At 48.4% G+C, this 25,667-nt stretch carries 24 protein-coding genes; 23 read left to right on the top strand and 1 reads right to left on the bottom strand.

The window, feature by feature from the left end:
- Positions 1-56 precede the first annotated feature (56 nt).
- From smc to GC097_RS24960, 15 genes are all read left to right on the top strand, one after another.
- Positions 57-3,632 carry a chromosome segregation protein SMC gene (smc, locus tag GC097_RS25030; protein WP_171686017.1) on the top strand — a complete coding sequence of 1,192 codons (3,576 nt, stop codon included), beginning with the start codon at positions 57-59 and terminating at the stop codon, positions 3,630-3,632.
- A 28-nt stretch (positions 3,633-3,660) separates the two neighbouring features.
- Complete coding sequence (gene ftsY / locus GC097_RS25025) at positions 3,661-4,647, top strand: signal recognition particle-docking protein FtsY (protein ID WP_171686016.1); 987 nt, start codon at positions 3,661-3,663, stop codon at positions 4,645-4,647.
- Between the two features lie 154 nt (positions 4,648-4,801).
- Entirely contained in the window at positions 4,802-5,152 is a 351-nt protein-coding gene (locus GC097_RS25020; protein WP_171686015.1) for a putative DNA-binding protein, read from the top strand.
- Positions 5,153-5,177: 25 nt separating this feature from the next.
- A complete protein-coding gene (gene ffh / locus GC097_RS25015) occupies positions 5,178-6,536 on the top strand; it encodes a signal recognition particle protein (RefSeq protein WP_171686014.1) in 1,359 nt (452 codons plus the stop codon).
- Positions 6,537-6,572: 36 nt separating this feature from the next.
- A complete protein-coding gene (rpsP, locus tag GC097_RS25010) occupies positions 6,573-6,845 on the top strand; it encodes a 30S ribosomal protein S16 (protein WP_171686013.1) in 273 nt (90 codons plus the stop codon).
- A gap of 26 nt (positions 6,846-6,871) precedes the next feature.
- The gene (locus tag GC097_RS25005) at positions 6,872-7,102 is read left to right on the top strand and encodes a KH domain-containing protein (RefSeq protein WP_028558246.1); all 231 of its coding nucleotides are present in this window, start codon (positions 6,872-6,874) and stop codon (positions 7,100-7,102) included.
- 72 nt (positions 7,103-7,174) lie between these two features.
- The gene (gene rimM, locus GC097_RS25000; protein ID WP_171686367.1) at positions 7,175-7,690 is read left to right on the top strand and encodes a ribosome maturation factor RimM; all 516 of its coding nucleotides are present in this window, start codon (positions 7,175-7,177) and stop codon (positions 7,688-7,690) included.
- Positions 7,687-8,445: a tRNA (guanosine(37)-N1)-methyltransferase TrmD gene (trmD, locus tag GC097_RS24995; protein ID WP_171686012.1), complete on the top strand. Its 759-nt coding sequence runs from the start codon at positions 7,687-7,689 to the stop codon at positions 8,443-8,445. Before rimM ends, trmD begins: the two co-directional genes overlap by 4 nt.
- A 164-nt stretch (positions 8,446-8,609) precedes the next feature.
- A complete protein-coding gene (gene rplS / locus GC097_RS24990; RefSeq protein WP_127458434.1) occupies positions 8,610-8,951 on the top strand; it encodes a 50S ribosomal protein L19 in 342 nt (113 codons plus the stop codon).
- Between the two features lie 91 nt (positions 8,952-9,042).
- Positions 9,043-9,660, top strand: a complete 618-nt coding sequence (gene lepB / locus GC097_RS24985) for a signal peptidase I (protein ID WP_171686011.1) — start codon at positions 9,043-9,045, stop codon at positions 9,658-9,660.
- 12 nt (positions 9,661-9,672) lie between these two features.
- Positions 9,673-10,533 carry a ribosome biogenesis GTPase YlqF gene (gene ylqF, locus GC097_RS24980; RefSeq protein ID WP_171686010.1) on the top strand — a complete coding sequence of 287 codons (861 nt, stop codon included), beginning with the start codon at positions 9,673-9,675 and terminating at the stop codon, positions 10,531-10,533.
- A 460-nt stretch (positions 10,534-10,993) separates the two neighbouring features.
- Entirely contained in the window at positions 10,994-11,641 is a 648-nt protein-coding gene (gene rnhB, locus GC097_RS24975) for a ribonuclease HII (RefSeq protein ID WP_171686009.1), read from the top strand.
- Between the two features lie 74 nt (positions 11,642-11,715).
- On the top strand, positions 11,716-13,521 hold the full coding sequence (locus GC097_RS24970) for a TP0910 N-terminal domain-containing protein (RefSeq protein ID WP_171686008.1): 1,806 nt from the start codon (positions 11,716-11,718) through the stop codon (positions 13,519-13,521).
- Positions 13,518-13,835 (top strand): EscU/YscU/HrcU family type III secretion system export apparatus switch protein, encoded by a 318-nt coding sequence (locus tag GC097_RS24965; protein ID WP_171686007.1) that lies wholly within the window; start codon positions 13,518-13,520, stop codon positions 13,833-13,835. Before GC097_RS24970 ends, GC097_RS24965 begins: the two co-directional genes overlap by 4 nt.
- A complete protein-coding gene (locus GC097_RS24960; RefSeq protein ID WP_171686006.1) occupies positions 13,832-14,209 on the top strand; it encodes a YraN family protein in 378 nt (125 codons plus the stop codon). Before GC097_RS24965 ends, GC097_RS24960 begins: the two co-directional genes overlap by 4 nt.
- A 44-nt stretch (positions 14,210-14,253) precedes the next feature.
- Here the strand turns inward: GC097_RS24960 and GC097_RS24955 are convergent, their stop codons facing one another.
- Positions 14,254-15,816, bottom strand: a complete 1,563-nt coding sequence (locus GC097_RS24955) for a YifB family Mg chelatase-like AAA ATPase (RefSeq protein WP_171686005.1) — start codon at positions 15,814-15,816, stop codon at positions 14,254-14,256.
- 193 nt (positions 15,817-16,009) lie between these two features.
- Between GC097_RS24955 and GC097_RS24950 the strand changes: the two genes are divergently transcribed.
- The 8 genes from GC097_RS24950 to hslU all read left to right on the top strand — a co-directional run bounded on the left by GC097_RS24950 (position 16,010) and on the right by hslU (position 25,633).
- Positions 16,010-16,270, top strand: a complete 261-nt coding sequence (locus tag GC097_RS24950; protein ID WP_171686004.1) for a hypothetical protein — start codon at positions 16,010-16,012, stop codon at positions 16,268-16,270.
- Positions 16,271-16,594: 324 nt separating this feature from the next.
- Complete coding sequence (sucC, locus tag GC097_RS24945) at positions 16,595-17,755, top strand: ADP-forming succinate--CoA ligase subunit beta (protein WP_171686003.1); 1,161 nt, start codon at positions 16,595-16,597, stop codon at positions 17,753-17,755.
- Positions 17,756-17,803: 48 nt separating this feature from the next.
- The gene (gene sucD / locus GC097_RS24940) at positions 17,804-18,736 is read left to right on the top strand and encodes a succinate--CoA ligase subunit alpha (protein ID WP_127451108.1); all 933 of its coding nucleotides are present in this window, start codon (positions 17,804-17,806) and stop codon (positions 18,734-18,736) included.
- Between the two features lie 114 nt (positions 18,737-18,850).
- Positions 18,851-19,942 (top strand): DNA-processing protein DprA, encoded by a 1,092-nt coding sequence (gene dprA / locus GC097_RS24935; protein WP_171686002.1) that lies wholly within the window; start codon positions 18,851-18,853, stop codon positions 19,940-19,942.
- A 70-nt stretch (positions 19,943-20,012) separates the two neighbouring features.
- A complete protein-coding gene (gene topA, locus GC097_RS24930; RefSeq protein ID WP_171686001.1) occupies positions 20,013-22,115 on the top strand; it encodes a type I DNA topoisomerase in 2,103 nt (700 codons plus the stop codon).
- A 12-nt stretch (positions 22,116-22,127) separates the two neighbouring features.
- Positions 22,128-23,444: an FADH(2)-oxidizing methylenetetrahydrofolate--tRNA-(uracil(54)-C(5))-methyltransferase TrmFO gene (trmFO, locus tag GC097_RS24925; RefSeq protein ID WP_171686000.1), complete on the top strand. Its 1,317-nt coding sequence runs from the start codon at positions 22,128-22,130 to the stop codon at positions 23,442-23,444.
- 197 nt (positions 23,445-23,641) lie between these two features.
- The gene (gene hslV, locus GC097_RS24920) at positions 23,642-24,196 is read left to right on the top strand and encodes an ATP-dependent protease subunit HslV (protein ID WP_171685999.1); all 555 of its coding nucleotides are present in this window, start codon (positions 23,642-23,644) and stop codon (positions 24,194-24,196) included.
- Positions 24,197-24,235: 39 nt separating this feature from the next.
- Positions 24,236-25,633: an ATP-dependent protease ATPase subunit HslU gene (gene hslU, locus GC097_RS24915; RefSeq protein WP_171685998.1), complete on the top strand. Its 1,398-nt coding sequence runs from the start codon at positions 24,236-24,238 to the stop codon at positions 25,631-25,633.
- The last annotated feature ends 34 nt before the right edge of the window (positions 25,634-25,667 follow it).

The following is a 25,667-nucleotide window of genomic DNA, read 5'->3' as shown; positions in this document are numbered from 1 at the left end:
GTTTTTTTCTCTTATTTTTAAAAGGGATATGTTACAATAATTGCTGAGGTGAGACCATGTTTTTAAAACGGATTGAATTATCCGGGTTTAAGTCTTTCGCTGATCGAACGGAACTGGAATTTGTGCGCGGGATTACCGCGGTTGTAGGTCCGAACGGCAGCGGAAAAAGCAATATTTCCGACGGCATCCGCTGGGTGCTGGGGGAGCAAAGCGCGAAGTCTTTGCGTGGCGGTAAAATGGAAGATGTTATTTTTGCGGGCAGCGACGCACGCCGGGCGGTCAACTACGGTGAAGTATCGCTGACACTCGACAACACTTCGCAATCGCTTCCGCTGGATTTCAATGAAGTAACGGTTACTCGCCGAGTACATAGGAGCGGGGAGAGCGAATATTTAATCAATAAGCAGCCCTGCCGCTTGAAAGATATTACGGAATTGTTCATGGATACGGGAATCGGGAAAGAGGCCTATTCCATTATCGGACAAGGACGTATTGAAGAAATTTTAAGTACGAAATCGGAAGATCGCCGAGGCATCTTTGAAGAGGCTTCGGGGATCGTTAAATATAAATCGCGTAAACGGGAAGCTGAGAAGAAATTAAATGATACCGAGCAAAATCTGCTCAGGATTCATGACTTGGTTTCCGAACTTGAAGATCAGATTGAACCTCTCAGGGAGCAGTCAGAGAAAGCGATTCGTTACAAAGAGCTGCGTGAAACGCTCAAAAGCAGTGAAATCGCGATGTATGTCCATCAAATTGATCAGATTTATCTCTCTTGGAATGAAGCGACGCAAAAGCTGGAGAAGTTGGTGAAGGAGCAAACGGAGCTTTCCACCATCGTGAATCAGCATGATGCTCATCTGGAGAAGCACCGCTGGGAGACGCGCAGGCTGGAAGAGGAATTGGAAAGACTCCAGGAGAGCCTCCTTGGACTAAGCGAAGAGTTCGAGAAGTGCGAAGGACATGGAGAAGTTCTCAAAGAGCGCAAAAAGAATTACGTGGCAAATCATCAGCAACTGAGCAGTACAATTGCCATGCAAGAGCAGCGGAAAATTGACAAAGAAGCGGAACTTAGCGAGCAGCGCGAGAAAATCATTCAAATTGGCGCTCAGCTCTTTGAGTTTCAAGCTAAGCTGACGGCGGAAGAACAGCGGTTGCTTGGGGTTAACGGAGGAATCAGCTCTTCGCCGGAGGATCAATTAAAAGGAGAGCTATTAGAGACGCTGAACCGGATGGCGCAGGCGCGCAACGAAATTCGCTACGCCGAGCAGCAAACGGAAAGCATCGGGCGCAGGTTAGAGCGACTTGATGATGAGCGCCAGAAATGGGCTGAACAGCGTGAGAAAATTGCTGCCCGTAAGCAAGAGTTAACGGTAAAACTCGAACAAACGGTCAAAGAAATTGAAGATGACAGACAGAAGTATGTCCAACTGACGCAGAGCTTGAAAACCAAGCAGGGCTTGCTCGATGACGCTCAAGGCATGGTTCGAAAATGGGAGCAGAAGCTCGATGCACTGACATCCCGCCGCGACACGATGAAAGAGATGGCCAACGATTACGATGGCTTCATGCAGGGCGTTAAAGAAGTGCTCAAAGCGAAAAGCCGCAAGGATTTGCGGGGAATTCGCGGTGCCGTAGCCGAGCTTGTGAACGTGCCAGCTGATGTTGAGGTTGCGATTGAGACCGCACTCGGCGGGGCTTTGCAAAATATCGTGGTCGAAACCGAAGCGGATGGGCGCGAGGCGATTGCCTTCTTGAAGCGCCGTCAGATGGGACGCGCTACGTTCCTGCCGATGAATGTAATCCGGGGACGGTCGATTTCGGACAACGAGATCAGCTCACTGCGGTCTGCGAAAGGCTTTATTGGCATTGCAGTCGATCTCGTCTCGTTTGATAGCACGTATCATAATATTTTCTCAAGTCTCCTTGGCAATGTGGTTGTCGCACAAACCTTAGAAGATGCCAACCATATTGCGGCAAAAGCGCAATACCGCTACCGGGTTGTAACGCTGGAAGGGGATGTTGTCAATCCCGGCGGATCCATGACGGGGGGGAGCTTGCAGAAGAAATCAACGAATCTGCTTGGCCGCCAACGCCAAATCGAAGAGCTGGATAGCGAGATCAAACATTCCGAGGGTCAGCTCAGCGGCTTGCGCAACCAAACCAGCGCAATGAAGCGTGAGATCACGGAAGAAATGATGACCATCGAGCAGCTTCGTCAGAAAGGCGAGCAAAAACGTATCGAGGAACAGCAAGTCCGCGCGGAGTTGAATCCGCTTGAAGCGGAGAGCCGCACGGTGGAAGAACAGCTGTCCTTGGATAGTCAAGACAGGGGAACTTTGCTCGAAGAGCAAGCGGATCTGGCACGCCGGAAAACCGAGTCCGAAGAGGCTCTGGCGGAGCTGCAGCAAGAAGAAGCTTCCTTGCAGCAAGCGATTCGCGATGCTGAACATTCGCGGAAAGCCAGCGAATCGGAGAAAGAAGAGCTGCAGAGCCAACTGACGGATCTTAAGGTGAAAGTGGCCTCCATTTCCCAAGAGAAGCAGTCCCTTCAAGATCAGCAGAGGCGGTTGCAGCAGGATCTTGGGGAGTCAGATCGGGAGATGGAGACGAACCGGGGGCTCCTGCAGCAGCTGGAACAGGATATGAGTACGCTTGAGCAGGAAACCGTCCTGCAAGTCGAGCTGCTTAATGATCTCAAACTGAAGAAGCAGGAGTGCACAGAGAGCATCGATTTCAAGCGTGCGGAGCGAACCGAATGGTTGCAAAAGCTTGAACAGGGAGAGAATGAGACGCGTACGCAGCGGCTTCAGTTAAAGCAGGTAGAAGAGAGCTTGCACCAAACCGAAGTGCGTGTAACAAGGCTCGATGTTGAGCTGGAAAACATGCTGAAAAAGCTCGGCGAAGAATATGAGCTCAGCTATGAGCTGGCCAAAGAACGTTATCCGGTTCCGGAGGATATCCAAGGTACGCAAAGCAGAGTGCGGGAGCTTAAACGCGAAATTGCTTCGCTCGGCGACGTCAATCTTGGCGCTATCGAGGAGTATGCAAGGGTTTCGGAGCGTTATGAGTTTTTGGATGCGCAGAAAAATGATTTGATCGAAGCCAAAACGACGCTTTATCAAGTCATTCGGGAAATGGATCAGGAGATGTCCAAGCGTTTTAAGACAACGTTTGACGCCATCCGATCGCATTTCGGCGTTGTTTTCTCCAAATTATTCGGCGGCGGCCGTGCGGATTTGATTTTATCGGAACCAGACAATATGCTGGATACCGGAATTGAGATCGTGGCCCAGCCCCCAGGCAAAAAACTGCAAAATCTACAGCTTCTATCCGGGGGAGAACGTGCGCTTACAGCCATCGCGCTGCTATTCTCGATCATTCGAGTTAAACCGGTACCTTTCTGCGTACTGGATGAAGTTGAGGCTGCTTTGGACGAGGCGAACGTATCCCGTTTTGCGGAATATTTGCGCGAGTTCTCGGAAATGACGCAATTTATCGTCGTTACGCACCGTAAAGGAACGATGGAAGAAGCCGATGTGCTATATGGCGTAACGATGCAGGAAGGCGGCGTTTCCAAGCTCGTTTCTGTTCGATTGGAAGATGAGGAAGCGGCAATGTCCGCATCCTAATAAGTTCAAGTTATTTTTAGGAGGAACTATGAGTTTTTTTAAACGGTTAAAAGAGAGCATTTCCAGTAAGGCTGAAGCGGTAACGAATAAGTTTAAAGAGGGACTAACGAAAACAAGAGACGTGTTCGTTGAACGGGTCGATGACCTATTTAGCCGCCGCAAAAAGATTGACGAAGATTTCTATGAGGAATTGGAAGAAATTCTGATTGGCGCCGACGTAGGCGTCAATACGGTTCTTAAGCTCATTGATCAGCTTCGTGCGGAAGTGAAGAAACGTAAAATCGAAGATCCTGCAGAGCTGCAGCCCATTCTTTCTGAAAAGTTGATTGAACTGCTCAAAGGTGACGCAGATGCGGGCTTAAATATGAATCCGAATGGTTTGACGGTTATTTTGTTCGTTGGTGTCAATGGCGTAGGGAAAACGACAACCATCGGTAAAATGGCCCATATGTTCAAATCGCAGGGCAAAAAGGTTCTCATGGCCGCTGGGGATACGTTCCGTGCCGGTGCGATCGAACAGTTGGAAACTTGGGGAGAACGCGTAGGCGTTGACGTGATTAAGCAGCAGTCAGGGGCAGACCCTGCCGCGGTCATGTTCGATGCTGTGCAGGCGGCCAAAACCCGCGGTGTCGATATTTTGCTGTGCGATACGGCTGGCCGTTTGCAAAACAAAGTCAATCTCATGGAAGAGCTGAATAAAATTTACCGCGTCATTCAGCGTGAAGTGCCGGACGCTCCCCATGAGGTCATTCTTGTTCTTGACGCAACGACAGGGCAAAACGCGCTCAGCCAGGCGAAGCTTTTCGGTGACAAAACCGGTCTGACCGGGCTGGTGCTCTCCAAGCTTGACGGAACAGCAAAGGGCGGAATCGTCGTGGCGATTCGTCAAGAATTATCGCTGCCGGTGAAATTCGTCGGCCTCGGCGAAAAAATGGACGATCTTCAGCCATTCGATTCCGAGCAGTTCGTCCATGCCCTATTCGGCAAATGGATAGGCGAGCAAAAAGAAGGATAATTCTGTAGAAATTCTCCTCTGCCGAGTGTCGGTAAGAGGAGAATTTTTTGTTTGCGAACTGACAAGGTAAAACGCTTGACATTCATCGCGGAATTCAGTATGATAGGTTCTGTTGTGCTGCTGTCAAGGGTGCAACCTTTACGGAGGTGGATTCATGACTGTCGATCAAATGCTTGCGAAAACGAATCGCATCAATCTGCTATTTGACTTCTATGAACCGCTTTTAACCGAGAAGCAGAGAACATTTCTTCAATTGTATTTTCATGACGATTACTCGCTCGGAGAGATTGCCGAGAATTTCGAAATAAGCCGCCAAGCGGTATATGAACATATAAAACGCGCAGAAGTAACTTTACAGGAATATGAAGCTAAACTGCACTTGTTACATAAGCACGAACAACGTATGAAGCTTCGCACAGAGCTGGATCACATGCTGGAAAGCTGCGACCCGGAGCTAAAGAGGAAAACCGCAGAGCTTTTTGATACAATAGTAGGGATCGATTAAAAAGTCCAAGCAGGAGGTGAAGCGCATGGCATTTGAAGGATTAGCAAACCGGTTACAGAACGTGTTCGGCAAGCTGAGAAGCAAAGGTAAGCTGACGGAAGAAGATGTAGGCGAAGCGCTTCGCGAGGTCAGGCTCGCTCTGCTTGAAGCGGACGTTAACTTTAAAGTGGTGAAAGACTTTATTGCCAAAGTGAAGGAGCAAGCTGTTGGACAAGATGTGCTGAAGTCCTTTACGCCGGGCATGGTCGTTATCGATATCGTTAACAAAGAGCTAACTGCGCTTATGGGCGGCACGCAAAGCAAGCTGGCCCGTTCCAATCGACCGCCGACCGTCATTATGATGGCAGGCTTGCAAGGGGCAGGTAAGACAACGACGTCCGGCAAGCTGGCAAAAATGCTCCAGAAACAAAACCATAGACCGCTGCTGGTTGCGTGCGACATTTATCGTCCTGCGGCAATTAAACAGTTAGAGGTGCTTGGCGAGCAGTTGAAAGTTCCCGTTTTTGCACTAGGGGATAAAGTGAACCCTGTTGACATTGCCAAAGCCGGTCTTCAACATGCGAAAGATAACGGCAATGATTATGTCATCATTGATACCGCGGGTCGCCTGCATATTGATGAGAACCTGATGGATGAACTGAAAAATGTTCGTTCCGCAGTTGAGCCCGACGAAATCTTGCTTGTAGTCGATGCGATGACAGGACAAGATGCCGTTAATGTCGCAGAGAGTTTCCATCAGCAGTTGGAACTTACGGGCGTGGTACTTACCAAGCTGGATGGCGATACGCGCGGTGGCGCGGCGTTGTCAGTCAAGGCGGTTACAGGCTGTCCGATCAAGTTCGTAGCAAGCGGCGAGAAGATGGATGCGTTAGAACCGTTCTTCCCGGATCGCATGGCGTCAAGAATTCTTGGCATGGGCGATATGCTTACTTTGATTGAGAAGGCGCAAGCCGGTATCGATATGGACAAGGCGAAAGAAATGGAGCGCAAAATGCGCAACGCCGAGTTCACGTTTGAGGATTTCCTTGATCAAATGGAGCAAGTGAAGAAGATGGGGCCTCTTGATCAAATTCTGGAGATGCTGCCAGGCGCAAACAAGATCAAAGGCATGAAAGATATGAAAGTGGACGACAAGCAGATGGCCCGTGTTGAGGCGATTGTGAAGTCGATGACGAAAGAAGAGAAGCGCAAACCGGAGCTCTTGAATGCAAGCCGCCGGAAGCGGATTGCGCTCGGCAGCGGTAACTCGGTGCAAGAGGTCAACCGTTTCATTAAGCAGTTCGATGATATGCGCAAAATGATGAAGCAGTTTTCGGGCATGATGGGACCGAAGGGCGCCAAGGGTATGAAGAAGTTAGGCAAGGGATTTAAATTTCCCTTTTAAATAAAGCTTTTTATTCTAAGTAGGAGGTGATTTTTCATGGCAGTACGTATTCGTCTTAAACGTGTAGGCGCTCATAAAGCTCCTTTCTACCGTGTGGTGGTATCGGATTCCCGTTCCCCGCGTGATGGTCGTTTTATCGAAGAAATCGGAACTTATAACCCGATTACAGAACCAGCAGCTGTAAACCTTGATGAGGAAAAAGCGCTGAAATGGCTTCAAACTGGCGCTCAACCGTCCGATACAGTTCGCAGCCTGTTCTCCAAAGCAGGTTTGATGACTAAGTTTCACGAGCTGAAATTGCAGAAGTAATCTGTTATCTTTCGGAGGGTGGGTTCATGAAGGATCTTATCACCGTTATTGCTAAGGCTCTTGTTGATCATCCGGAAGAAGTGCGTGTCGCTGTTGTGGAGAAAGAGGACAAAATCGAGTACAGGCTGTCTGTTCACCCCGACGATGTCGGTAAAGTGATCGGCAAGCAGGGCAAGATTGCGAAGTCGCTCCGCACGGTTGTCACGTCAGCAGCAGTGAAAGAAACGAAGCGGGTAGCCGTTGAAATCGTTTCATAAGAAACGAGGTTAGGATTCAGTTCCTAGCCTTTTTCTCGTAGGTAAATGAATATGGAGGTTGGGCAAGCGCAAATGACAGAAAAACTAATAACTGTTGGCAAAATCGCAAATACCCACGGGATACGCGGGGAACTGAAAATCGTTCCGGAAACCGATTTTCCTGAACGTTTTGATAAAGGCAATTCGTTAATTATCGTGGATTCTCAAAATAAGCAAACGCCGGTGACGGTGCAAACCTCCCGCTTACATAAAAATATGTTTATCGTGCAATTTGCACAATTCAGCAACATCAATGAGGTTGAGAAATTCAAAGGCTCGCTCCTTAAAATAGAAGCTAAGAATCAACAGCCTCTGGATGAGGGAGAATATTATTACCACGAGATTATTGGCTGCAAGGTTATAACGGAAGAAGGCCAGGAACTAGGGCTTGTTTCTGAAGTGTTGACACCTGGAGCGAATGATGTTTGGGTTGTGGACTTGCCCAAGGGCAAACAGCTGCTGCTCCCTGTGATTGATGATGTGATCCTGGATGTCAACATCGCTGATAAAACAATACGGGTTCATCTGATGGAAGGATTAATGGAATGAGAATCGATGTATTGACCTTGTTTCCAGAAATGTTTGATGGCGTATTCTCATCGAGCATTTTGGGGAAAGCTCGTGACAAGGGGATTGTCAGTCTTAACACGGTAAATTTCCGTCAGTACGCCAATAATAAACACAACACAGTCGATGATTACCCTTATGGCGGCGGAGGCGGAATGGTCTTGAAGCCAGAGCCGATATTTGCCGCTGTTGAGGATCTGCCTAAGCGTCAAGAGGCTGACCAAGATCCGGTTAAACCGCGGGTCATTCTCATGTGTCCGCAAGGAAAACCGTTTTCACAGAAGATGGCGGAAGAGCTCTCTTCGGAAGAGCATCTTGTGTTTATTTGCGGTCATTATGAGGGTTATGATGAGCGTATCAGGCAGTATCTGGTGACGGATGAGCTGTCCATCGGCGATTATGTATTAACGGGCGGCGAATTGCCTGCTATGGTTGTTATAGACAGCGTAGTGAGGCTGCTGCCCGGTGTCCTCGGCAATGAGATGTCGGCGGTGACGGATTCTTTCTCTACAGGCCTTCTGGAGTATCCCCACTATACAAGGCCAGCCAAGTTTAGAGAATGGGAAGTTCCCGAAATGCTTTTGTCAGGTCATCATGAAAATGTGAAGCGTTGGCGCCGCAAGGAATCCTTATTCCGGACGTTAGAACGCAGGCCTGATTTGCTTGAAGGCAGAGAGTTTTCCAAAGAGGAAAAGGTTTGGATCATGGAATGGCAAGAGAGGAAACAGACGAAGTAACCCCCCATAAACTTCTCTATTGAATTTCTTCTCGGTCTATGATAATATATATTCTGTTGTGAATTTTTCAACAGTTCGAGTCTGGTGGTCCTCTACGCGTAACAGCTAAGACATACGAAGTAGATAAGCGGAATGAACACCTGTGTGGAAGGAGGGAGTCAACTATGAATCTTATTCAAGAGATTACGAAAGAGCAACTCCGTACGGATATTCCTAATTTCCGTCCAGGAGACACACTTAAAGTACACGTAAAAGTTATCGAGGGTACACGTGAGCGTATTCAGCTGTTCGAAGGTGTTGTTATTAAACGCCACGGCGGTGGAATCAGCGAAACGTTTACAGTTCGTAAAATTTCTTACGGCGTGGGTGTGGAAAGAACTTTCCCATTCCATTCTCCGAAGATTGAGAAGATTGAAGTGGCTCGCCGTGGTAAAGTTCGTCGTGCGAAACTTTATTATCTGCGTGGTCTTCGTGGAAAAGCAGCAAGAATCAAAGAAATTCGATAAGAAAACGGGGGGCTTGTTTAGGCAAGTCTCCTTTTCATTTTTGTAGGGCAATCTATACATAAAACCAAAACTGGAAAAGAGGCAATCAGTGATGGAACAGAATGAGCAAGATCAGCCTAGAGTAAGCTCAATATCGAACGAGGAAGCAGCACCGGCAAAAACAGCAAAAAGTGAGACATGGGAATGGATCAAAGCGCTTGTTATCGCGGGAGTGCTTGTCATTATCATTCGCTGGTTCTTGTTCTCGCCTTTCATCGTCGACGGCGATTCCATGCGTCCGAATTTTTTATCGGGCGAACGACTCATCGTCAACAAGATTGTGTATGACATACGCGCGCCGAAACGCGGAGAAGTTATCGTTTTCCACGCACCGGAAGGGAAAGATTACATCAAACGTGTTATCGCTCTACCAGGGGAAACCGTTAAAGTAACCGGCGATAAAGTATTCATCAATGGTCAAGAAATCGATCAGTCTTTCATTAAAGAAGCGATTGAACAAGCCAATAAAGAAGGGCATGCCTATAACACATTGTCCGACTTCCCGGAAACGAAAGTGCCGGATGGGGAGCTTTTCGCAATGGGAGACAACCGTCCGAATTCCAAAGACAGCCGCGCTAAAAGCGTAGGCTTCGTTCCGTACAATAAAGTCGTCGGCCGCGCGGAAGTTATTTTTTGGCCGCTGAACAAAATTAGTTTTATACATTTTTGAGGTGAATAAGAAATGACCATTCAATGGTTTCCCGGTCATATGACCAAAGCTCGAAGGCAGATTGAAGACAAGCTGAAGCTGATCGATGTCGTCATTGAGCTCTTGGATGCCCGCGTACCGCTCTCCAGCCGGAACCCGATGGTAGATGAAATTTTGAAGGGCAAGCCCCGCTTGGTTCTTCTGAATAAAAACGATTTGGCGGATCCTCAAGTGACGTCGCAGTGGGTTAAGTATTTTGCTGATCTGGGTCTGCCGGCCTTGCCGATCGATGCGGCAACCGGAACCGCAACCAAAGAAATTTTGCCACGCGTTAAGCAGCTGTGGGCACACAAAATTGAACGTCAGCTCAGCAAAGGCATTAATCCCCGTGCGGTAAGAGCGCTCATCGTAGGTATTCCAAACGTTGGAAAATCCACGCTCATTAATCAGCTGGCGGGTAAGAAGATTGCAGCAACCGGCGATAAGCCGGGTGTTACGAAAGGTCAGCAGTGGATTAAAGTCGGGACGGAAATGGACCTGCTGGACACGCCGGGTATTTTATGGCCGAAATTCGAGGATCAGATGGTTGGTCAACGTCTTGCAGCTACCGGAGCGATCAAAGAGGAATTGCTTCATTTGGATGAGATTGCGCTTTTTATTGTCCGCTACATGGTTCAGCATTACGGGGCAGCTCTCCAAGAGCGATTCGGAATTACCGAGCTTCCGGAGGATATGGATAATGTGCATGAAGTGGTCAAGGTTATGGAAGCGATCGGCCGTAAGCGCGGAGCTATTGTGAGCGGAGGCAAAGTCGATTTGGATAAAGCATCCTTAATCATCATACGCGATCTTCGTGCAGGTAAAATGGGGCGTATTTCTTTGGAAAAGCCTTAACACATAAGCAACAAAAGAACCACTTTCCGAACTCAGCTGACAACGCGGGCCGGAGGTGGCTTTTTTTATTTTATGGGTTTGGGGTAAGCGAAGCTTTCAGGCAGGGACGGCGAGCCTCCATGCCTCACTGGAAGAAGAGGGAGGGGAACTACAGGGTGCTATTTTGCTGGAAACAGCCCTTTTGGCAAGGGGGAGGGAACCAGGGTCCGCTATTCCAACATGTGAGCAGATATTTGGATCATTGAGGTGAAATAAGACCCTGTAGTTCCCCTAGGGCGCTAGAAATTCCGCTTTTCGCCGAAATAAGGGAACGGAGTTCCTTCCCCACGCTCCAACGTACGAGTTTAGACAAGGATCTAGTCGTAGACTAGATGGTTTTATTTTTTTGAAGAAAAAAATGGGTATGGCTTGACGAAAGGGCAATCCCTTATAATGGTGGAATGGAAAGGGGCGAGCATCATTGCTGGAGCACGAAAAAGAAGTATGGGAGCAAGGTTTCAGCCTTGTTGCCGGGATCGACGAGGTAGGAAGAGGCTGTTTATTCGGCGATGTCGTTGCGGCTGCTGTGATTCTTCCTAAAGGCTTTGTGCTGGATGGAGTAAACGATTCAAAGAAGCTTTCTGAGAAGAAACGCGATGCGCTCTATGAACAGATCATGAATGAGGCACTTGCGGTCGGGGTTGGCATCGTTGATGTGGAGCAGATTGAATCGCTTAATATCAAGCAAGCGGCAAGATTGGCCATGAAGCAGGCAGTACAGCAGCTAAGCCATGTGCCTGACTATTTGCTGGTTGACGCGGAGAGCGTGGATACGGATATTCCGCAAACCGCCATAATACACGGGGATGCGTTAAGTCAATCGATTGCAGCCGCGTCGATTATCGCGAAGGTGACAAGAGACCGGATGTGCGCAGATTGGGACGAGCAATATCCCGAGTATGGACTTGCCGTACATAAAGGTTATGCGACTAAGCACCACAGGGAGATGCTTTTGCGCTATGGTCCTACGCCGCTTCATCGTAAATTATTTATACGCAAAGTGATGGCGCAGCTGGAAGAAAAGGAAGCTCGGCCGCAGTCGGAACAATTGGAACTGGACTTCATCTGACTTCATCTTATAAAGAAATGGCTGGAGGTAGCCGATAATATACATAAGCGTAAGAAAGACTTGAGGTGAACGGGATGAACATAAGCGGATTAATTCGCAGCTTGGTTGGCGAGCTAACGGCTTCGGACAGCAAGGTGCTCGAACTCAAAGTAGGGCAAGTTGTCAAAGGCGTCGTTCTTCAGCTGCTTAGCGATCAAGAAGCCATGCTTAACATTGGCGGCGTACAGGTCAGGGCCAAACTCGAAACTCCTCTTAAGCAAGGAGACGTGACGTACCTGCAGGTTCAACCGGAATCCAGTGGCGGCCAAATTTTGTTAAAGCCGCTGATGGCATCCGATGTACAAATCGCGGAAGATTCGCTTGGCGATCTACTTAAGGCTTTCACAGTTAAGGATACAGCGGGTAACCGGCAAATGGTCCAGCAGATGCAGCAGGAAGGCGTTCCAGTAACGAAGGAAAATGTAAAGGCTTTTGAAGCTTTGATGAGTAATTTGCCTGAAGGCGCAAATAAGGAAGAATGGGCTCAAGCGGCTGTTCTTGCTCATAAAAAAGGACTGCCCCTTACGCAGGAAACGGTAGGGGCTTTAAGGCAGGTTACTTCCGGACCTCCGGTAGGGAAGGTGCTGGAACAGCTTGAACAGCAGGCTGCGACACTATTGGAGCAGGAGCCGCAGCATCCGGCCGCGGACACCGCGAAGCAGGTTGTCGCGCTGCTGAAGGAGCTGCGCGCTTCCGCCGCAGCTGCCTGGCCTGCGCGGCCGCCGGAGGCGCCGGCCGCGGCACCAGCTCCGCCAGCCGCTCCGCAGGCTGGCGCCAGCACGGCGGCGGCTCCCGCAGGGCCGCCGCCTCCGGCAACCGGCAGCGCCCCTGCGGCGGCTGCCGTAACGGCTCCGCCCGCTGCCGCTGCAGCGGGCGCTGAGCCCGCCGCCGCCCCGGCGCAGCCGGCGGCGGAACCGCAGGCCGCCCGTCAGGCTAGGGCGGCCGCGCCGGAGGCTCAGGCGCGAAGCGCTGAGCCTCCGCCTGAAGGCGAACCGCCCGTGGCGGGTTCGCCGGTGCAGCAGCCGCCTGCGAAGCAGAAGGCGGCCGAGCCCTTGGAGGCGCGCAGCAGTGCGCCTCAGGCGCCCGAGGCTGATCCAGAGCCTAACTGGATCAGCCGGATGCTCAAGGCCGTTGGCGTGGAGCACGAGGCGCATCTGGCAGCGAAGCTGGATGAGCGCGGAGAGGTGCCGTTTCGCGGACGGCCTCGGACGGACGATCATCAGATGCCTAGTCTGATCGGCGCGCCTTCCCAGCAGGACGATACGGCGAAGCCCCCTGCTGCGGAAACATTAAAGAGTCTGCTGCTACAGCTGACAGCCTCTGATGACACGCCTGCGCCGCTCAAAGAAGCCGCGCAACAGGCCATTGGGCAGATTACGGGGCAGCAGCTGATGCTGTCAGGGGACAAATCCGCCATGTTTGCCCATATGACCTTGTTTGTTCCTTTTATGGATGGAACCGGTCAGCAGTCTGCTGCCATCCATATTCAATCCCGTAAAGGCAAACGCGGGGAAGTGGATGCGAGCAACTGCCGGTTACTGTTCGATTTGCAAATGAAAGTGATGGGAAATACGCTCGTCGATGTGCATGTCGTGAATAAGATCGTCTCGTTGACGATTCATAATGATCATCCGGCATTGGCTCCGATGATGGAAGAGTCCAAGGAAGAAATTACGGCGGCGATGAATAAAGCCGGGTATCAGTTTATTTCATTGAAATGTGCGCCATATCCACAGCCAATCGTCCATGAGAACGAGGCGAAAGCCGTTACAGACGGGCGTGCAGATCTGCGTTCGCTCTTTCTTCCCAAAACGTACAAGGGGGTAGACTTCCGGGCATGACTACGCAGAGAAATTCAGCCGGGACACCTGAGCCTACCCCGATCAAGAAGGCCGTGGCACTCCGCTATTCACCTGAAACGCAGAAAGCGCCAACCCTCATCGCGAAAGGCAAGGGCCATATGGCTGAAGCTATTTTGCAGAAAGCGAAAGATAACGGCATCCCCATTCAAGAGGATTCTTCGTTGGTAGAAGTGTTGTCCAAGCTGGATCTGGATCAGGAGATACCTTCTGAGCTTTACCAGTTGGTGGCGGAAGTGCTGAGCTTTATCTATCGATCGGATAACCGAATGCGTGAGCAGAGGAACAGAGGATGAACGACCGGGGACCAAAGAACAAAAAGCAGCTCGGGAAGCTTGGAGAAGAGGCGGCTGAGGCATTCTTGAGCAAACAGGGCTATCGGATTGTGGAGCGGAACTGGCGCTGCCGCACGGGAGAGCTGGATATTATTGCAGAGCAAGCAGGCACTCTCGTATTCGTTGAGGTCAGATCAAGGCGTTCTTCGGGCCGGTTTGGGCTGGCCAAAGAATCCGTAGACCTTCGTAAGCAAATGAAAGTGAAAGAAACCGCCCAATATTACTTGCACCGCTTTCAAAAATATGAGCTGCCCGTTCGTTTTGATGTGATTGCGGTGGAACTATCCACGGACGGACAAGCGCTTGAGATTGAACATATAGAAGGAGCCTTTTGAGCCATCGTCGTGTAGGCGGTCTGGGCAAAAGGCTCTTTTTTGCGTCAACCGTCGAATTCTTTTTGCCGTTTATCGAGGTTCCGGTATTGAATGGCTTCAGCCAAATGGTGAGGAAGAATATGATCGCATTGCTCTAAGTCTGCAATCGTCAAGGCTAAGCGGAGAATGCGATCATGGGCTCTGGCGCTAAGACCTAGAGCTTCGAATGAAGCTCGCAGCAGTTCCTCTCCTTCGGCGGTTAACTGGCAAACCTGCCTCATGCGGTTACCGCTTAATTCATTATTATGGTGAATGCCGGTACCTGCATATCGTTCATGCTGGCGCTGATGGGCAATTAACACCTTAGCCAGCATTTCTTTGGAAGAGAGCGGATTAGCGTGTGTATGTTCGTTTAGCTGAGCATAGCTGGGCTTCGGCACCTCGACATGCAGGTCGATGCGATCGAGGAGAGGACCGGATATTTTGGAGCGGTACTGCATGATTTTGGCGGGAGAGCAAACACACGCATTGGCTTCGGTTTCAGCTCCATAAAAGCCGCAAGGACACGGATTCATGGCAGCAGCTAAAATAAACTGTGAAGGGAAAGTGTACACTGCTCTCGCTCTGGCAATAGTAACGGAACGATCTTCTAGCGGTTGTCGGAGCACTTCGAGCGCATTCCTTGTAAATTCCGGCAGCTCGTCCAGAAACAGAATTCCTCTATGCGCTAAGCTGACCTCGCCAGGTTTTGGGATGGTGCCTCCTCCCACCAGCCCGGCAGCAGAAATGGTATGGTGCGGAGCCCGGAATGATCGGGTGCGCATCAGGGATGTACGGTCTGCAAGCTTACCTGAGGCACTGAATATTTTGGTGACTTCCAGCGCTTCATGATCGGACATAGGCGGTAAAATGGAGGGCATGCGCTTGACTAACATCGTTTTCCCGGTTCCCGGAGCTCCGATTAAAATAATATTATGCATGCCGGCTGCCGCAATCATCATCGCCCGTTTGACTTGGTGCTGCCCGTTGACATCAGCGTAATCTTCGATATTGCGTTGGTCTGCCGAGAAATTTGTCGAATCTTCATTGTTGCCGGCATGCACAACAAATTCATGATGGGTTTGCTGGTTCCAATTTCTAAAATCGGAGAGATTGGTTAGTCCGCATACTTCGATGCCATCAATCAGTGCGGCTTCGGCGGCATTTAAGCGAGGTACGCATACTCGTTTGATGCCCAACTGTTTCGCCGCATGCGCCATAGAAAGCACACCCGGGACGGGCCTAAGCGAGCCGTCCAGCGCAAGTTCGCCTAGAAACAAGGTCATTTGCAAGGGCTCGCTGCTTACTTGACCGGTTGTAATCAGAATGGCGACTGCAATGGCTAAATCGAAAGAGGAGCCCTCTTTGCGCAAGTCTGCCGGTGCCAGATTCACGGTAATTCGATCCATCGGAAAAGTGAATCCGCAATTTTTGATGGAGGTGCGAACTCTTTCCACCGATTCGCGAATGGCGGAGTCGGGCAGCCCGACCAAATTCATTTGGGGTAATCCGTTGGAGACATCGACTTCAACTTCAATCGTTCGACCTTCTATACCCTGCAAGCAGGCACTCCATACTTTTCCGTACATGAAAAAACACCTTCCTCTCCTTGGCGTGAGCAGCAGCATGCTGTTGCTGTGCATCAGGATAAAAGGTGCTTCCTTATTGATCCGCATATTTCCCTCTATTGTATAGAAAATGGAAAATTTACGCAATGCGTAAATCATCGAAAAATGTTTTAAAAAAAGTCAACATGCACATACTGGAAGATGAGGTGATGATATGCAGGAGAAGCCGTATTTTTGTCCAAACTGCCGTTCTAATCGCATTAAATTCAGCGTAATAACCAGCTATGCGCAGTCATTTCTTAAGGATGCACTGTCCGGAAACATTACAGAGTTCAATGATCCTGACGCCATACCTGAGGATGAACCGATGATTCAATGTCTGGTGTGCAGCTTCACAGGCAATGAGCTGCGATTTATTAAGCAAGCGGAGCGCGAACCGCGAATAAATACACCTACAACCCCGCAATATGGATAAGTAAAAAGATGGACGTATTTTTCATTTTTTTGGAAAATGCGTCTTTTTTAATGACTGTTTCTATGTGCGGATAAGAATCTAAGGTTGCTTTTGATTTGAAAGTGATAGCTAAAGTTTTTCAGCGTGAAAGGAAACTTTGAATGAATTAACGAAAAAAATAAGGAAACTGTCGAAAATTAGTGATACAATGGTTAGGGCTTGTGAAGAAGTGTGATACTAATTCCGGCAGCAAGATTTATTTCGTGCACAACACAAATAGGAAATTACACTTTTCCCCTGTATAGCACGTATAGAAAGTCCATACTGATAGGAGGATTTTAGGAAATGAATATCCATGAGTACCAAGGCAAAGAAGTCCTGAGACAGTACGGAGTCAGCGTTCCTAACGGGAAAGTTGCTTTCACCGTTGATGAAGCTGTTGAAGCAGCGAAAGAACTTGGAACATCCGTCGTTGTTGTAAAGGCGCAAATTCATGCCGGAGGTCGCGGGAAAGCAGGCGGCGTTAAGGTAGCCAAAAACCTCGATGAAGTTCGTACATATGCTAGCGAAATTCTTGGCAAAGTACTTGTCACTCACCAAACAGGTCCGGAAGGCAAAGAAGTTAAACGTCTTTTGATCGAAGAAGGCTGTGACATTAAAAAAGAATATTATGTTGGTGTTGTTGTTGACCGTGCAACAGGCAGCGTCGTTTTGATGGCGTCTGAAGAGGGCGGTACGGAGATTGAAGAAGTAGCTGAACATTCTCCTGAGAAAATTTTCAAAGAAGTTGTGGATCCTGCAATTGGTCTTCAAGCTTTCCAAGCACGCAGACTGGCTTACTCCATTAACATTCCTAACGAGCTGGTTAACAAAGCAGTTAAGTTCATGCTCGCTCTTTATAAAGCATTCGTAGAGAAAGACGCTTCCATTGCCGAAATCAACCCATTGGTTGTTACGGGTTCTGGGGATGTTATGGCTCTAGATGCCAAACTGAACTTTGATTCCAACGCTCTTTTCCGCCACAAGGATATCGTTGCTCTTCGCGACCTTGAAGAAGAAGATGCCAAAGAAATCCAAGCTTCCAAGTATGACCTGAGCTATATTGCTCTTGATGGCAACATCGGTTGTATGGTTAACGGCGCAGGACTTGCGATGGCTACTATGGACATCATCAAGCACTACGGCGGAGACCCTGCTAACTTCCTTGACGTAGGGGGCGGTGCTACGAAAGAGAAAGTTACAGAAGCATTCAAAATCATCCTGTCCGATGATCAAGTTAAAGGGATCTTCGTTAACATCTTCGGCGGTATCATGCGTTGTGACGTTATTGCTGACGGCGTTGTTGCCGCGGCTAGAGAACTGGGTCTATCCCGTCCGCTTGTTGTTCGTCTTGAAGGAACAAACGTGGAACTTGGCAAAAAGATTCTTAACGAATCCGGCTTGAACATTGTTGCTGCTGATTCCATGGCAGACGGCGCTCAAAAAATCGTTGCACTTGTGAAATAATTAAACCCGTGCGGTTTTAAATAATATAGGGGATGTGAACAAAAGATCATGAGTATTTTGGTCAATAAACATACAAAAGTCATTACTCAAGGGATTACCGGCGCTACGGGTTTGTTTCATACCAAAGGCGGTCTTGAATACGGCACACAAATGGTTGGTGGCGTAACCCCAGGTAAAGGCGGAACGAAAGTAGACATCACACTGGAAAATGGCGAATTAGTTCAACTTCCGGTTTTTAACACAGTTATCGAAGCAAAAAATGCAACTGGTGCTACGGCATCCGTTATTTATGTTCCACCTGCATTTGCTGCAGAATCCATTATCGAAGCAGTTGACGCTGATCTTGATCTCGTTATCTGTATTACAGAAGGTATCCCTGTTCTTGACATGGTTAACGTAAAACGTTACATGGAAGGCAAAAGAACCGTTCTGATCGGACCAAACTGCCCGGGCGTTATCACGCCAGGCGAGTGCAAAATCGGCATCATGCCTGGTTACATTCACACGCCAGGTCACGTAGGTGTTGTTTCCCGTTCCGGAACATTGACTTACGAAGCGGTTCACCAATTGACAACTCGCGGAATTGGACAATCCTCCGCAGTCGGTATCGGTGGAGACCCTGTTAAAGGTTCCGAGTTTATCGATATCCTCAAACGTTTCAATGAAGATCCTGACACTTATGCTGTTATTATGATCGGTGAGATCGGTGGAACAGCAGAAGAAGAAGCGGCTGAGTGGGTTGCTGCAAACATGACGAAGCCGGTTGTTGGCTTTATCGGCGGTAAAACTGCGCCTCCAGGAAAACGTATGGGCCATGCCGGTGCGATTATTTCCGGTGGTAAAGGTACAGCGGCTGAGAAAGTTGCAACGATGGAAAGATGCGGAATCCGCGTAGCGGCTACGCCATCTGAAATGGGTTCAACGCTTGTTAGCGTCCTTGAAGAAAAAGGAATGCTCGACAAAGTGATCACAAAAAAATAGTCTTTTCTGTTGAAGGTAAGCAACCTTCCATTTCCCTCATGTAGGGATTTGGGAGGTTTTTTCTTTTTCTAGCTCTGCAAAGATTTGTCATTCGAGTAAGGAGTGTATATACTTATGGATAATCGATTCATTCTATTTGGTCTCCACGAGCTTGAAGGGATCGGTTGGAAAACGATACTTCAGCTCGTAAGCCGTTTCCCTGAGCCGCAAGTCTTGTTGGAGCTCTCGGCAGCAGAGATTTCCTCCAAAGGGATAAGAGCCTCCGTAGCTGAACTGATTTCCTCGCGGTTTACACGTGTTTTCATCGAGGAAAGGCTGCAAATATATATGAAGCAATCCATTCAAATTGTAACGATTTTGGATGAAGAGTACCCGCAGATATTGAAAGAAATTGCTCAGCCGCCTTGGGTCCTGTATGTGAAGGGAAGCCCGGCTTATTTGAATGGACGACTTTTGGGTATGGTCGGAACCCGAACTCCGACGATGTATGGCAAAAAGATTGCGGAGGAATGGGCTGCCGCTCTTTCCAGAGCTGGATTCGGTATTGTCAGCGGCCTCGCCAGAGGCATTGACAGCAAAGCCCATATCGGCGCATTGCAGGGGAAATCGAAGACGGTAGCCGTGCTTGGTTGCGCTATCAATCAAATTTACCCGCGTGAGAATGCTTTATTATTTCGACATATTGAGCAAGAAGGGGCTATCATTTCGGAATACCCGATTGGTACAGGGATGAAGCCGGGCATGTTTCCGCAGCGAAACCGCATAATTGCGGGCTTGTCGCTGGGTGTCACGGTCGTGGAAGCTGCTGAGGACAGCGGATCGCTGATTACAGTTGAGTTCGCCCTCGAGGAATCACGGGATGTTTTCGCTGTTCCGGGACCGATCGATTCCCGTCTGAGCAGCGGAGTTCATAAGCTTTTGAAAGAAGGCGCCAAGTTGGTAACCCGCGTTGAAGAGATTGTAGACGACTATAACTATATGGTAAGTTCAGATGAAAAACGAGCCATCATGAAGCCTCTGCCCTCCTTTTCATTGACCAAAGAGGAAGACGAAATTTTCCGAAAACTGTCGAATGAACCGGTTTCGATTGACGCCTTATTGGATGGCGGACAATTTACGTTTGGACATTTGCATGCAGTTCTGTTATCTTTACTAATGAAAAAGGCGATTAAACAGCTTCCAGGTTCTACCTACATCCAAGCATAGGCTATTCAAGAAGTTTTTCTTCTCGCCAATAGACTTAACCTTGAAATCAAGAGGGGAGGAAGGACGATCCATGGCGGATTCTTTAGTCATTGTGGAGTCACCAGCAAAAGCCAAAACCATCGGCAAGTATTTAGGCAGCAAATTTATCGTAAAAGCCTCGATGGGTCATATTCGCGACCTTCCGAAAAGCCAAATTGGCGTAGAAGTGGATCGTAACTTCGAGCCTAAATACATAACTATCCGTGGCAAAGGTTCTATATTAAAAGAGTTAAAAGATGCGAGTAAAAAAGTTAAAAAAATATATCTGGCGGCTGACCCGGATCGTGAAGGGGAAGCCATTGCCTGGCACTTGGCGCATTATTTGGACGTCGGCTCTGATGAGCTGTGCCGCGTTGTATTTAATGAAATTACGAAAGATGCCGTGAAGGACGCTTTCAAAACGCCTCGCCGCATTAATCAGGATCTCGTTAACGCACAGCAAGCTCGGCGGATATTGGATCGGCTTGTTGGTTATAAGATAAGCCCGCTGCTTTGGAAAAAAGTAAAAAAAGGCTTATCGGCAGGCCGTGTGCAGTCCGTAGCAGTTAAGCTGATTCAAGACCGCGAAAATGAGATTAAAGCATTTGAGCCTGAAGAGTACTGGTCCATAACGGTCCTGTTGGACGCAGGCAAAACGGTATTTGAAGCCAAATATCACAGCATTAACGGCGAGAAGAAGGAACTGCATTCGAAGGATGATGTTGACCAGGTTTTAGCCGCGATGGGCAGTGGGAAATTTACGGTGAAAGAAGTGAAAGAGAAAGAGCGGGGGCGTAACCCGTCTCCTCCTTTCATTACGAGCTCCATGCAGCAGGAAGCTGCCCGTAAATTGAATTTCAGGGCATCCAAGACGATGTCTGTGGCGCAACAATTATATGAAGGAATAGACTTGGGGAAAGAGGGAACCGTTGGTCTAATCACGTATATGCGTACGGATTCCACGCGAATCTCACCGGTTGCCCAAGAAGAAGCGAAAGAATATATTTTAACGAAATATGGATCAGCTTTCTATCCGGAAACGCCACGTGTTTACACGAAGAAAAATGCTAACGCTCAAGACGCGCATGAGGGCATCAGGCCTTCATCTGTACTTCGTGAGCCAGATCAACTAAAAGAGTTCCTCAGCAGAGATCAATTTCGACTCTACAAGCTAGTTTGGGAACGGTTTGTTGCCAGTCAGATGTCTTCCGCTGTTTTGGACACGATGACCATCGATTTGACGGCAGGCGAGACGGTTTTCCGGGCAAACGGCTCAAAGATGAAATTCCCGGGCTTTATGAAGGTGTATGTGGAGAGTAATGATGACGGGACGACTGAAGAGGATAAGCTGCTTCCGCCATTGTCCAAGGGAGATGCTTTGGACAAACAAAGCGTTGACCCTAAGCAGCACTTTACTCAACCGCCTCCGCGGTATACAGAAGCCCGTTTAGTAAGGGCGCTTGAGGAAATGGGTATTGGTCGACCAAGTACGTATGCTCCGACGCTGGAGACGATTCAGAAGCGTGGCTATGTGGCAATCGAAGAGAAGAAGTTCATCCCTACCGAGTTAGGCGAGCTTGTCATCCAATTGATGGAAGAGTTCTTCCCTGAAATTCTCGATATTGAGTTTACAGCCCATATGGAAGAGGAACTTGATTTTGTAGAAGAAGGGAAAGAGGATTGGGTCAGAGTCCTGGATACTTTCTATACATCCTTTGAAAAGCGGCTTGAATTCGCCGAAGAGGAAATGAAAGAGATCGAAATTCAGGATGAAGTATCCGATGAGATCTGCGAGAAATGCGGGAAACATCTTGTCTATAAAATGGGACGCTTCGGCAAGTTCCTTGCCTGCTCTGGATTCCCGGATTGCCGCAATACGAAACCGATTATTAAAGATATCGGTGTCACATGCCCAAGCTGCCATACAGGCAAAATTGTAGAGCGCAGAAGTAAGAAGGGCAGGGTATTCTATGGTTGCGATCAATATCCAACCTGTGATTTCGTCTCATGGGATAAGCCGGTTAACAAGCCTTGTCCTGTTTGCAGCTCGATGATGATAGAGAAAAGAAGCAAGAATGGCCTAAGCATGCAATGTACGAAATGCGATCATAAAGAAGAAGTAAATGAAGATCAAAACGAAGATATGAAAGATTAGAGGTGTCCGATTTTGCCAGAATACCCAAGAGTAACAGTCATCGGTGCAGGACTCGCTGGAAGTGAAGCAGCCTGGCAGATTGCGCGTCAAGGTGTGCCTGTTACTTTATACGAAATGCGAAATGTCCGTAAAACGCCTGCTCATATTACGGATCAATTCGCGGAACTTGTTTGCAGCAACTCGCTGCGTTCAAATGGTTTGACCAATGCCGTAGGCGTACTAAAAGAAGAAATGAGACACATGGACTCGTTAATTCTCTCCTGCGCTGACCGGCATGCGGTGCCGGCAGGAGGGGCTTTAGCCGTTGACCGGGATGGCTTCTCTCAAGCCGTGACCCAGACGCTGCGGAACCATCCGCTCATTGAGGTTATTAACGAGGAAGTTCAAGTATTGCCGGAAGGCATTACCGTTGTCGCTTCAGGACCGTTAACTTCCCCGGATTTATCCGCCCAATTGAAAGAACTGATGGGCGAGGAATACTTATACTTCTACGATGCGGCAGCCCCGATCGTGGAGAAAGATTCCATCGATATGAACAAAGTTTACTTGGCTTCCCGTTACGACAAAGGCGAGGCGGCTTACCTGAACTGTCCGATGACGGAAGAGGAGTTCAATGTTTTCTATGAGGCCTTAATTACTGCTGAAGTGGCAGAACTTAAGGATTTTGAAAAAGAGATTTACTTCGAAGGCTGTATGCCATTAGAGGTAATGGCAAAGCGCGGTAGGCAAACTGTCTTGTTTGGGCCGATGAAGCCGGTAGGACTGATTAACCCGCACACAGGAAAGCTGCCGCACGCTGTCGTACAGCTTCGTCAAGATAATGCCGCGGGAACCTTGTATAACTTGGTTGGTTTCCAAACTCATTTGAAATGGGGCGAGCAAAAACGGGTTCTGTCTTTGATTCCAGGATTGGAACAAGCCGAATTCGTCCGTTACGGGGTCATGCATCGCAACACATTTATTAATTCGCCGAAGCTTCTTGAACCAACGTACCAGTACAAACGCCGTGAGAATCTGTTTTTTGCAGGACAAATGACGGGCGTGGAAGGCTACGTGGAATCGGCTGCCTCCGGATTAATTGCAGGTCTTAACGCCGGACGGTTAGCGAAGGGGCAGCCTTGCCTGGTGCTTCCTGAAGAAACGACGCTAGGCAGTATGGCTCATTACATTACGACGGCTGACTTTAAACATTTTCAACCGATGAATGCAAATTTCGGATTACTTCCGCAACTGCCGGAAAGAATCAGGAATAAAAAAGAAAAATACGAGAAGCTGGCTAACCGAGCGTTGGAAAGTATTCAGAATTTTTCGAAAACGAATGTAGAATAGTTGTAAAGACAGTGTTCACTGTGTTACTATAATAATGTTTTGAATTATTACTCAATCGTTTACTCATACATGTACCTCTAGATGCGGTCTTTATTTCGATATTGACCTCGCTAGAGGTTTATCTCTTTTTATTAGACCGAAACCAACACAAAGATAAGTTCTTACGGTGTATGATTCCATTGGAGGGGTGAGAAGAGATGGATGCTAGTCAAGCTAAATTCCATGCGACTACGATTTTTGCCATTCGTCATGAAGGTAAAGGGGCAATTGCCGGAGACGGGCAAGTAACCTTTGGAAACAGTATGATTATGAAAAATAGTGCCAAAAAAGTAAGGCGTTTACATAGAGGGAAAGTCATCGCAGGTTTCGCAGGTTCCGTAGCCGACGCGATTACCCTTTTTGAGAAATTTGAAGGCAAGTTGGAAGAACACCATGGAAATTTACAGCGTGCTGCCGTTGAGCTGACGAAGGATTGGCGTCAAGATCGTGTATTGCGACGATTGGAAGCTATGATGATCGTTATGGACGCTACCGGTTTATTGCTGCTATCGGGCAATGGGGAAATTATTGAGCCGGACGATGGTATTCTAGCCATTGGTTCTGGGGGCAGCTTTGCGTTGGCAGCCGGAAGAGCGCTGTATCGCCATGCGCCAACGTTAAGCGCCAAAGAAATTGCGCATGCTGCGCTTACGACGGCCGCTGAAATTTGCGTCTTCACGAACCATAACATTATTGTCGAAGAGATTGAGTAAGTTGAATATCATTTCGCACTTTTTTAGGAGGGTACCCGAATGGCAAACAGCTCCCTTACACCTAAACAAATTGTCCAGGAACTGGATCGATACATTGTAGGTCAGAAGAAGGCAAAGAAATCAGTCGCTATTGCTTTGCGGAATCGTTATCGGAGAAATTTAGTGGATGAAGCCATGAGGGATGAAATTGTTCCCAAAAATATTTTGATGATTGGGCCAACCGGCGTAGGGAAAACGGAAATTGCCCGCAGATTGGCGAAGTTGGTCGGAGCGCCGTTTATCAAAGTAGAAGCAACCAAATTCACTGAAGTTGGCTATGTCGGCCGCGACGTCGAGTCGATGGTCAGGGATTTAATCGAAACTTCGATACGCATGGTGAAATCCGAGCGAATGGAAACGGTAAAGGATCGCGCAGAGAAGTTGGCTAACGAGCGAATTGTTTCTTTGCTTGCGCCGAGTCCTTCACGCTCCAAAACGCAGCGTAATCCGTTTGAAATGTTGTTTGGTGGCCAGAATCAAACCGAACAAGAAGAAAGCACGCCTGACCCAAATCTCGCGTCTAAACGGACACAAATCGCAGATCAATTGACTAGTGGTAAATTAGAAAATGAAATCGTGGAAATCGAAGTGGAAGATTCATCGCCTTCGATGCTGGATATGCTCGCAGGGCAAGGCAACGAGCAAGCAGGCATGAATATGCAAGAAATGTTCGGCAATCTCATGCCGAAGAAGATGAAGAAACGCAAGCTGCCCGTGAAAGAAGCCAGAAAAGTTCTGACACAGGAAGAAGCGCAAAAATTGATTGATATGGATGATGTCATTCAAGAGTCCATTCATCGCGCAGAACAGTCCGGTATTATTTTTATCGATGAAATCGACAAAGTTGCCAGCAGTTCCCGCGGCGGAAGCGGCCCTGATGTCTCCAGAGAAGGTGTACAACGTGACATTCTGCCGATCGTTGAAGGTTCTACCGTTGTAACGAAATACGGGCCTGTGAAGACGGATTATGTCTTATTCATCGGTGCAGGGGCATTCCATATCGCTAAGCCGTCAGATTTAATCCCAGAGCTTCAAGGACGTTTTCCGATTCGAGTTGAGCTGAGTGATTTAACGTTGGAAGATTTCGTTTCCATCCTGCAAGAACCCAAAAATGCGCTGACCAAGCAATACACAGCTTTGTTGCAAACCGAAGGTATAACAGTTGAGTTCGCAGAGGAAGCTATTCATGAAATAGCCCGAATCGCGGTTGAAGTTAATCAAAACACGGAAAATATCGGAGCTCGCCGTTTGCATACCATCTTGGAGAAATTACTTGAGGATCTTTCCTTTGAAGCACCTGAAATTACATTGGAAAACTTTGTTATTAATCCGGAGTATGTGCGCGAAAAGTTGAGCGGTATTGTTCAAAATAGAGATCTAAGTCAATATATTTTATAACGAACGATTGCATGGTAATGTAAGTAGGAGGCAG

It is taken from the genome of Paenibacillus planticolens (assembly GCF_013141725.1).
Taxonomy (GTDB): domain Bacteria; phylum Bacillota; class Bacilli; order Paenibacillales; family NBRC-103111; genus Paenibacillus_E; species Paenibacillus_E planticolens.
Note: the sequence above shows the minus strand (reverse complement) of the source record. Positions and strands in the feature narration are given on the sequence as shown.